This is a genomic window from Hydrocarboniphaga sp., assembly GCF_028291725.1.
GTDB lineage: Bacteria > Pseudomonadota > Gammaproteobacteria > Nevskiales > Nevskiaceae > Hydrocarboniphaga.
In genome coordinates, this window is sequence record NZ_JAQGNT010000097.1 from 64,255 (window position 1) to 73,095 (window position 8,841).

Sequence of the window (8,841 nt, forward strand, 5' to 3'; positions counted from 1 at the left end):
CTCCCGTGTGCGGGAGAGGGGAAAAAACCGTTAAAGCGCGAACGCCTTCAGCGCGTTTCCGCTGACGATCTTCTTGCGATCCGCATCGCTGATACCGGCCTCCTTGCACTGGCTGACCACCTGCGCCTGCGAGTTCGGCCAGCAGGTCGCCGGATGCGGGAAGTCGGTGGACCAGTAGGCGCAGTCGGCGCCGAAGTATTCGTAGAACGACTTCAGGCCGACCGGCTCGTACATGAAGGTCGCGCCCATCTGGCGGCGGAAATAATCGCTGGGCTTCATCTTCATGCCGGGGAATTCGTAGTGCAGGCCCATGCGCGGATCGAGCACCGCTTCGAAGAACCACGGCAGCCAGCCCAGGCCCGGCTCGACCATGATCACGCGCAGTTTCGGGAAGCGCTCGAGCGTGCCGGTCAGAATCCAGAAGCACATGGACTCGGCCAGCGGCGCCCACGGCAAGGCGGTGAAAATGCCTTTCTGCGGCGTCGGATCGCGGCGGAAGATATCCCAGCCCTCGGTCTTCATCTCGAGGTGGTTCATGATCGTCAGGCCGGCGTCCTGGATCGTCGCCCAGAGCCTGTTGTAGCGCGCGTCGTGTACGTCGGGCAGGCCGGAATCCGCCGGGAACGGCGTGATCTGCACACAGCGCGCCCTGTGGTTCTTGGCCAGGCGCTCGACTTCCTTGACCGCGAAATCCACGTCGGCCAGCGGCAGTTGATACGCGCACAGCAGGCGATCCGGATTATGGCTGGCGAAGTCGGCCATGCCCTGGTTGTAGCCGCTGAAGACTTCCTTCCAATCGCCGCCCATCAGCGCCTGGTTGCAGATGCGCGCGCCGCCCAGCTCGGGGAAGATCACCTCGGCATGCACGCCATCGCGGTCCATAGCCGCGATCTTGCCTGCGGGTGTCTTGTAGCCCGGGTCCTGTGATGCGGACGGATCGACGAAGTCTTCAAGATGCAGCTGCGGCTGGCCGCCACGCAGCACCTTGGCGGCATACCCGTCGGCCTTGGCCAGCGCGCCGTCCCAGACCGGATGCAAATCCTTGCGAAGACGCTCCTTCACCCATTCGTTGGTGAAGTAGACGTGCGAATCCGCAGATACCAGTTTTTCTTTTGCGACGACGCTCATCTCGGCTCTCCTACTGACATGCCGATCGCCGGGGTCCCGTCTGAACCGCGGGTTTACCTGGGCGATCTGATGAGTCGAACTTATCCCGGCGCCCGGAACCCTTGCCTGCCTCAAACGGATGAGCGTTCTCGAAAGTCGTAGGTCGGCAATCCCTTGCCGACGTGTACCTTCGATGCGCAACCGGGACCTCACGTCGGCAAGGAACTGCCGACCTACGCCTATTCGTCGCCGGCGGCCTGGCGCAGCAGGTCGTAGCCTTGCAGCGTCGCGTCGAAGTTGCGCGTATGCGGCCCGAGCAGGCCGATTGCGGCGAGCGCGGACTGGTCCGACGCACCACCCGGCCAGTTGTGGCCGCCGCCGTCGACCGTCACCAGATAGTGGCGGCGATTCTGCGCGCAGGGCGCGGAAAAGCCGATGCGGACATTCAGGTCGTCCAGCGAGGTCGGCAGCGTCACACTGGAATCAGCGGCGCTGCACGCGTCCAGCGTTTCGAAGTAGGCGTGGATCGCGGGGACCGAGGCATTGATCATCGGAACGCCGTTGTAGGGCGTCAGCAGGTCCGAGGTTCCATGCACCAGGACGGTCCCGATCGGGCGCGATGGCGCACAGGAGCTGAGCTGACCGACGCCAAGATCCGCGGCCGTCACCAGGATCGACGAGATCACATCGGCCGCGCGGCAGCCGAATTCCATCGCCATGGTGCCGCCATTGGAAAGCCCCGCCATGTAGACCGGGATCTCGCCGGTGCCGAACCGGGTTTTGGCATCGCTGATGACGCCGCTCAGAAACGCAACGTAGGCGTCGATATTCGAAGCATCCAGCGAGGTCGGCCAGCGGCCGCCGAGACCTTCCACCAGGCCGGGCGCCTGCGGCACGATCACCAGTACCTTGCGCGCCTTGGCCAGCTCCTGCAGGCGGACGACCTTGACGAAGGTAGCGTTGTCGGCATTCAGATAATGCAGCGCGACATAGATCGCGTCGTAGCTCGTGCTGGTGCCCGAGCGTATCGCGAGGTAGCTGCTGCTGATCGAGCCCACCGCGATGCTGTACTCGCTCGTGGTCACGCCATCGCAGGGCACCGGCTCGGGGCTGAGCACCATGGCGTCGGGGATCGGGCAGTAGGTTTCGGCCTGCGGCGTGCAATCCTCACCCTGGGTGACGGCTTCCGGGCTGAAAAGCTGCTGGCAGGAAGCCGTTGGCGTCACCACCGGAGGAGGTTCGCTACCCGTGGGATCGTCGTTCCCGTTGTTTCCGCCACCGCAAGCAAAAAGCGCCAACGCGCACAATAAAAAAGCGCCCTTTAAGCGCATGCAGTGTTCCCCGATGTGGTCAGCGCCGCGCCCCGAAGACCTGAACGGTTCGTCAGCTTATACGCACATTAAGCGCTCTCGCCGAAACCGGCAAGTCGACATCCCGGGGTTATGCAACCGGGCCGACCGTCACCGCCAGATCCGTCGTCGATTCACCGACGAACACCTGGCACGACAGGCGCGAACTGGGCCGTACTTCGACGAATTCGGCTATCGCCTCGAGCATCGCCTGCTCGGCTTCGCTGCGCGGCGGGAGCGGGTCACCGCCGCTGTCGATGTAGACGTGGCAGGTGCCGCAACTGAGTTCGCCGCCACAGATGCCTTCGACGCCGGCGCTGCCGTCGCGCAAAAACTCCATCAACGGCACCGCTGGCAGCGCCTTGATCTGCAGCTTCGCGCCTTCACGAGTCGTGACACGCACTACCGCCATCCAGAGAATCTCTTGCAAGCGTTTCCCTCTCCCGGGAGAGGGTGGCCCGAAGGGCCGGGAGAGGGAGAGGGGCTCAAACCTTCTCGAGCAATTTCGGATCGGCGATATAGAACTGCCTGAACCATTTGCGGAACTGAAGGATCGGGCCGTCGCCGTCGCAGAGCAGCGGTTTCGGCCGGTACTTCTTGTTGTTCCAGACGACGAAATCGACGCTCTCGAAACCCGCGCTCTCCTCGCCCTCGGCCGCGCCGATCATGTGGTCGATGATCTTCTTGGCGACGTGCTGCTGCTTGCTGCCTTCCGGATAAGCGCGAGCCCGGAAGCTCATGTTCATCTGGCTCTTGTCGCCGGTGATCGGCTGCGTGTACGAGATCATCGTCGCGCTGGCGCCTTCCTGGGTGAACTCGAACACGTTCAGGCCGGGACCATAACCCTTGCCGACGATGTAGCCGCCGGCCATGTCGATGCTGATCACGTGAGCTTCGAAGTCGACCACGGCCGGCGGAATGCCGGCGGCGCCGTGCAGAAACTTCAGATGCGCGAAATCGACGCCGTTCTCGGCGATCTCCTGAATCGCGGTGTTCGCGGTCCAGCTGCCGCGGCGGTCGCCGCCCCAGCCTGCGTCTTCCATCGCCGGGATTGCCGGCAGCTCCCAACTCGGCTCTTCACAGGCCGGGTGGTACCAGGACCAGATCAGGCCGTAGCGCTCCTGCGTCGGCAGTGCGCGCAGGACGGCCTGCTTCTTGGTGATCGGCGGCGCGACCTTGCCGTAGGGGATGTTCTGGCACCAGCCGGCGGTGTCGTATTCCCAGTGGTGGAACGGGCAGCGCAGGTTTTCGCCGACCACCTTGCCGCCGTGGCCCATGTGCGCACCCAGATGCGGACAATAAGGGTCGGTGACGCCAGCCTCGCCACCCTCGGTGCGGAACAGCACCCATTCCTGGTCGAACAGGGTGATGTTGCGGACCTCACCGGGTTTCAGGTTCTCGGAGTAGTCGACGAAGAACCAGCCGCTCGGTATCGGGAACGGGCAGCGTTCGAGTGACTTGGCTTCGAGCAGTTGCTGGAGATTGATATCGGCTTTCAGGTCTTTGAGCGGCGGGTTGCTGGTCATTGTCGTCGGCTTCCTCGATGAGGTGCCTAGTAAATGGCGAGCCGGCGTCCCGCGCCTGCTGCGAACGGACGATTTAAGACCATCGGTTCTCGAAAGTCGCGCGCGCTCACTTGGAACCACGGTAGGAGCGGCTCTTAGCCGATGCTGACTCGGCAAGGGCGAGTCGGGGCTTACGCCTCTGCTACAGGGAAGCCTTTGTACGAGGGGCGTAAGCCCCGACCGACGACTTAACCCAATTGGCCGCCTGTGCAGAGCCTGCTTAAAGCCCACAGCAAAGGCCGCGGATCGCCGCGCGATCGGCGGGTCGCGACCCGCCCTACTTTTTGGTTCGTCGGCTTGCGCTCGATTGGGCGGCGGCGGCGCTCTGCAGCAGCGAGCGCAGGTGGCGGATTTCCTCGCCAAGAGCCTCGGCGTTCTCTGCCAGCTTCACCATTCTGGGGGCCAGTACGCTGGCAACGGAGCCTTGTTCGATCAAGAGGCCGCGGTAGATCAGGCTGGAGATGCCGTCGGCGGATTCTTCCACGGAGAAATCGCCCTCGCCTCGCAGGTAGGCCCAGGTCTGGTGCTCCATGCAGCCGAAGATCATGTTGCGCACGAGCTTGGGCGAAATGTCGGTGCGGAAGATGCCGGCCTTGATGGCGTCCTCGACCACCGATGCCACGCGCGCGGTGAAGCGGCGGTTGAGCTGATAGATCGCGGTATTCGGGTAATTCGGATCGGGCCGCAGTTCGAGCAGGATGAAGCGTGTCAGCGCGGGGTCGCGGTGTACGACCATGAAGGTGTCGTACAGCACTTGGCGAAGCCGCGTGTAGATATCGGCTTGCGGATCGACGACCGGGCCGTGTGCCACCAGCCCGGTATACCAGTCTTCCGCGATCCGGCTGACCAAATCGCGCTTGGTCGGGAAGTAGCGATACACCGTGGCTTCGGACACGCCGCAGCGGCGCGCCACCTCGGCCGGCTGAAACGCCTGGTAGCCCTTTTCTGCGAGCTCCTTGCGCGCTTCGGCCTTGATCTCTCCGACGCGCGCATCGGCCGACCGCCGTGCCGGGCCCGGCTGCTTGGTTCTGCCCATGGTGCCTGGTAACCCTCCGATTTCCGTTGCCCATGCTAATAGCCCAAGCCGGCATCCGACAGGCTTCTCACCATCCTGAGCTCTACTCAACAATACCGGAATAGTCTGTAATAAAATTACAAAAAACCTGCATATTGCTTGTTAAGCTCAACTCAGCTATGTTGCCGTCCGATGCCATAACTACCGATCGACGCATCCAGCCATGCCGGCCACCGCGTCGACATTCGTTGCACTGGATGGAGCACGCGTTTCATGGGCTTGATCAGCAACCGCTACACCCAGCTGGTCGGAATCGAGCATCCGATCGTCCAGGAAGGGCTCGGCCCCTTCCGCACGCCGAAGCTGGCCGCCGCCGTGTCCAATGCCGGCGGGCTCGGCACGGTCAGCATGCCGGGCATGCCGGTGAATCTCGACGAGGGCGCGCGTACGTTTCGCGAGCACATCGAGGAATGCGCGTCGCTGACCAAGGGCCCGTTCGCGGTGAACATCCCCGTGGGTATCGACGGCAATGGCAAGGTGCTGCCGTTCACCGATACCTACATCCGCCTGGTGTTGTCGATGCGCCGGCAGGATGCCTCGCTGGCCCGCAAGCTGACTGTGATGACGACGTCGGCCGGCTTCCCCGGCCCGTACATCGGCATAATCAAAGACGCCGGCATGATCCACCAGCACAAGGTCGGCAGCACCCGCCAGGCGGTCAAGGCGCAGGAAGCCGGCGTGGACGTGGTGATCGCCGCCGGCTTCGAAATGGGCGGGCATGCGCCCAGCAAGATGGTGCACACGTTCGTGCTGATACCCAGCATCACCGAGGCGGTGGATGTGCCGGTGCTGTTGACCGGCGGTGCGCGCGACGGCCGCACGCTCGCCGCCGCTCTCGCCATGGGCGCCGACGGCGTTGCCATGGGCACGCGTTTCATCCTCAGCGAGGAGAACGTCGACTGGCATCCGGCCTATCTTCAAGCCTTGCTGGACGCGCAGGAGGGCGATGATGTTGCCTTCGACGGCGTCTATGGACCCTGCCGCGGCTTGAAGAATGCGGCGTCGGCGCGCCTGGTAGGCCACGATGAAACCGCTCACCTCGACGCCGTGGAAGCCACGCGCTGGAAGATCGAATCCATGCAGCGCGCGCAGAGCGAGGGCGATGTCGTGAACGGCCTGGTACTCACAGGCCAAGTCGCCTCCGCCATCAGCAGCCTGATCCGTATCAGCGAGTTCATACCGGCGATGGCGGCCGAAGCGGCGGCCGTGCTCGAAGGGCTCGCGGCCAAGATTTCGCGGGCGCCGGCGCCGCGCTAGTGTCGTGAGTCAGAAGTTCCGTGATGAATTTGCCAGTGGCTTTTCGCGTCTGGCAAGGCGCAACGACGAGCCATAGTCGCACTATGGCGAGGAGTTGCAACGCGGCCAGGCGCGAAAAGACGCGGCGAATTCGCATGTGAACTTCTGACTCACGACACTAGGCGATGTTCCGCCGATCGTTGTTGGTTCCATGCCGATTGCAAGGGCGTCGCTCGAATGCACATCGCTGCAAAACACGCAGAGCCGGAGAAAGATTCGATGCGTCGCAAGGCTGTCACCGCGGCGATGGCCGCGACACTGTTGTGTATTTGCGTTGACGCGACCGCAGCGTCGAAAACGGAAGTCGATTCCGACGCGGTCACGGCGCTGGAGCAAGGCGGTTCCGAATGGCTCAGCATCGGTCGCGGCTATTCCGAGCAGCGCTACGCGCCGATCGAGCAGATCAACGCCGGCAATGCCGGCAAATTGGGCCTCGCCTGGTTCCTCGATCTGGCCAATGACCGCGGGCTTGAAAGCACGCCGCTGTACTCGGACGGCGTCCTCTACGGGTCCTTGGCGTGGAGCCGGCCGTTCGCGGTGGATGCCAGGAGCGGCACACTGCTGTGGCTCTACGACCCAAAGGTGGACAAGTCCAAGGCGCGCCGCGTGTGCTGCGATTCGGTCAATCGCGGCGTCGCGCTGTGGAAGGGGAAAGTGTTCATCGGCACGCTCGACGGCCGCCTGATCGCGCTCGACGCGCGCAGCGGCAAGCCAGTGTGGCAGCAGCAGACCACCGATGCGGCCAAGCCCTACACCATCACCGGCGCGCCGCGCGTGGTGAAGGGCAAGGTGATCATCGGCAACAGCGGCGCCGAGTACGGCGTGCGCGGTTATTTCTCGGCCTATGACGCCGACACCGGCAGGATGGCTTGGCGCTTCTACACGGTGCCGGGCGATCCTTCGAAGCCCTACGAGCAGCCGGAGCTTGCCGAGGCCGCCAAGACCTGGAAGGGCGGCCAGTACTGGCGCTACGGCGGCGGCGGAACCGTGTGGGACGGCATGGCCTACGACCCAGAGCTCGACCTGCTCTACGTCGGCACCGGCAACGGCTCGCCGTGGAACCGCGAGGTGCGCAGCCCGGGCGGCGGCGACAACCTGTTCCTGTCGTCGATTCTCGCGGTGCATCCGGATACCGGAAAGCTCGCCTGGCATTACCAGGAGACGCCGGGAGAAAGCTGGGACTTCACCGCCACGCAGCAGATCACGCTGGCCGACATCACCATAAACGGGCAGATGCGCAAGGTGCTGATGCAGGCGCCGAAGAACGGCTTTTTCTACGTGCTCGACCGCAAAACCGGCAAGCTGCTGTCGGCAGAAAAATACGGCAAGGTGACCTGGGCCGAAAGGGTCGATCTCGCGACCGGCCGGCCGGTGGAAGCGCCGGGCGTTCGCTACGAGAACAAGCCCATCGTGATGTGGCCGGGCTCGTTCGGCGCGCACAGCTGGATGCCGATGTCGTACAGCCCGAAGACCGGCCTGGTCTACATTCCCTACCAGGAAGTGCCGGGCGCTTATCGCAACGAAGGCGCGAGCTTCGAGTTCAAGCCGGGCGGCTTCAACACCGGCACCGGCTTCGCCGACGCGAGCGCCTTGCCACGCGAGGCCACCAGCGGCGCGCTCGTGGCCTGGGATCCGGCGCGTCAGCGCGAAGCCTGGCGCGTGCCCTATCCCACCTACTGGAACGGCGGCACGCTCGCCACCGCCGGCAACCTCGTGTTCCAGGGCCGCGCCAACGGGCAGTTCGTCGCTTACGCCGCGGACACCGGCAGCAAGCTGTGGGAGTTCGATGCGCAGACCGGCATCATCGCCGGCGCCATGAGCTACCGACAGGATGGCGAGCAATACGTGGCGGTGCTCGCGGGTTGGGGCGGCGGCATTCCGCTGGTGGGGGGCGACGCATCGCTCGCACCGGGCGTGCGCAACATCAGCCGGCTGCTGGTGTTCAAGCTCGGCGGCAAGGCGCAGCTGCCACCGCTGCCTTCGATCGCGGCACCCACTCGCTTGCCGATTCCGGATCACGCGCACGACAGTGCTGCGCTCGAACAAGGCAGAACGCTCTATCACCAGAACTGCGGCGTCTGCCACGGCCTCGGCGCGGTCAGCGGTGGCGTGATTCCCGACCTGCGCCACTCGCCGATTCCGCGCACCGCGACCTTCGACGCCGTGGTGCTCAAGGGCGCGCTGCAAAGCAATGGCATGCCGTCGTTCGCCGGCGTTATCACCGCCGAGCAACTGACGATGATCCAGGCTTATGTGCTTGACGCAGCGAGCAAGGAAGCGGCACCGAAACCGGCTCCTTAGGTCGTCGGTCGGGGCTTGCGCCCCCAATGGCACTACCTTAAGCGTTGCAGTCCCTTCTCCCGCTTGCGTTCGATGCTGCCCCGAAGGGGCGGATGAGGGGCTGTTCGGCGGGAAGAAGCCCCTCACCCGGCGCTCCGCGCCACCCTCT

7 protein-coding genes are annotated in these 8,841 nt (G+C 64.4%); 2 read left to right on the plus strand and 5 right to left on the minus strand.

Going from position 1 to position 8,841, the window contains the following annotated elements; all coding sequences use genetic code 11:
* Positions 1-30: 30 nt before the first annotated feature.
* The 5 genes from JWQ90_RS25490 to JWQ90_RS25510 all read right to left on the minus strand — a co-directional run bounded on the left by JWQ90_RS25490 (position 31) and on the right by JWQ90_RS25510 (position 5,057).
* Positions 31-1,128 carry an amidohydrolase family protein gene (locus tag JWQ90_RS25490; RefSeq protein ID WP_299697883.1) on the minus strand — a complete coding sequence of 366 codons (1,098 nt, stop codon included), beginning with the start codon at positions 1,126-1,128 and terminating at the stop codon, positions 31-33.
* A gap of 218 nt (positions 1,129-1,346) precedes the next feature.
* Positions 1,347-2,336: a hypothetical protein gene (locus JWQ90_RS25495; RefSeq protein ID WP_299697884.1), complete on the minus strand. Its 990-nt coding sequence runs from the start codon at positions 2,334-2,336 to the stop codon at positions 1,347-1,349.
* Between the two features lie 211 nt (positions 2,337-2,547).
* On the minus strand, positions 2,548-2,886 hold the full coding sequence (locus tag JWQ90_RS25500) for a 2Fe-2S iron-sulfur cluster-binding protein (protein WP_299697885.1): 339 nt from the start codon (positions 2,884-2,886) through the stop codon (positions 2,548-2,550).
* A 55-nt stretch (positions 2,887-2,941) separates the two neighbouring features.
* Complete coding sequence (locus JWQ90_RS25505) at positions 2,942-3,982, minus strand: Rieske 2Fe-2S domain-containing protein (RefSeq protein ID WP_299697886.1); 1,041 nt, start codon at positions 3,980-3,982, stop codon at positions 2,942-2,944.
* 316 nt (positions 3,983-4,298) lie between these two features.
* Complete coding sequence (locus JWQ90_RS25510) at positions 4,299-5,057, minus strand: TetR/AcrR family transcriptional regulator (RefSeq protein WP_299697887.1); 759 nt, start codon at positions 5,055-5,057, stop codon at positions 4,299-4,301.
* Between the two features lie 252 nt (positions 5,058-5,309).
* Here JWQ90_RS25510 and JWQ90_RS25515 point away from each other — a divergent pair, with 252 nt between their 5' ends.
* Together JWQ90_RS25515 and JWQ90_RS25520 are read left to right on the plus strand one after the other, a co-directional pair.
* Positions 5,310-6,353, plus strand: a complete 1,044-nt coding sequence (locus tag JWQ90_RS25515) for a nitronate monooxygenase (protein WP_299697888.1) — start codon at positions 5,310-5,312, stop codon at positions 6,351-6,353.
* 258 nt (positions 6,354-6,611) lie between these two features.
* Positions 6,612-8,693 (plus strand): PQQ-dependent dehydrogenase, methanol/ethanol family, encoded by a 2,082-nt coding sequence (locus JWQ90_RS25520; RefSeq protein WP_299697889.1) that lies wholly within the window; start codon positions 6,612-6,614, stop codon positions 8,691-8,693.
* The last annotated feature ends 148 nt before the right edge of the window (positions 8,694-8,841 follow it).

What these genes read in the sequence shown, in the direction of transcription:
- JWQ90_RS25505 (WP_299697886.1), bottom strand. Translation starts at nt 3,982, where the DNA reads ATGACCAGCAACCCGCCGCTCAAAGACCTGAAAGCCGATATCAATCTC.
- JWQ90_RS25515 (WP_299697888.1), top strand. Translation starts at nt 5,310, where the DNA reads ATGGGCTTGATCAGCAACCGCTACACCCAGCTGGTCGGAATCGAGCAT.
- JWQ90_RS25490 (WP_299697883.1), bottom strand. Translation starts at nt 1,128, where the DNA reads ATGAGCGTCGTCGCAAAAGAAAAACTGGTATCTGCGGATTCGCACGTC.
- JWQ90_RS25520 (WP_299697889.1), top strand. Translation starts at nt 6,612, where the DNA reads ATGCGTCGCAAGGCTGTCACCGCGGCGATGGCCGCGACACTGTTGTGT.
- JWQ90_RS25510 (WP_299697887.1), bottom strand. Translation starts at nt 5,057, where the DNA reads ATGGGCAGAACCAAGCAGCCGGGCCCGGCACGGCGGTCGGCCGATGCG.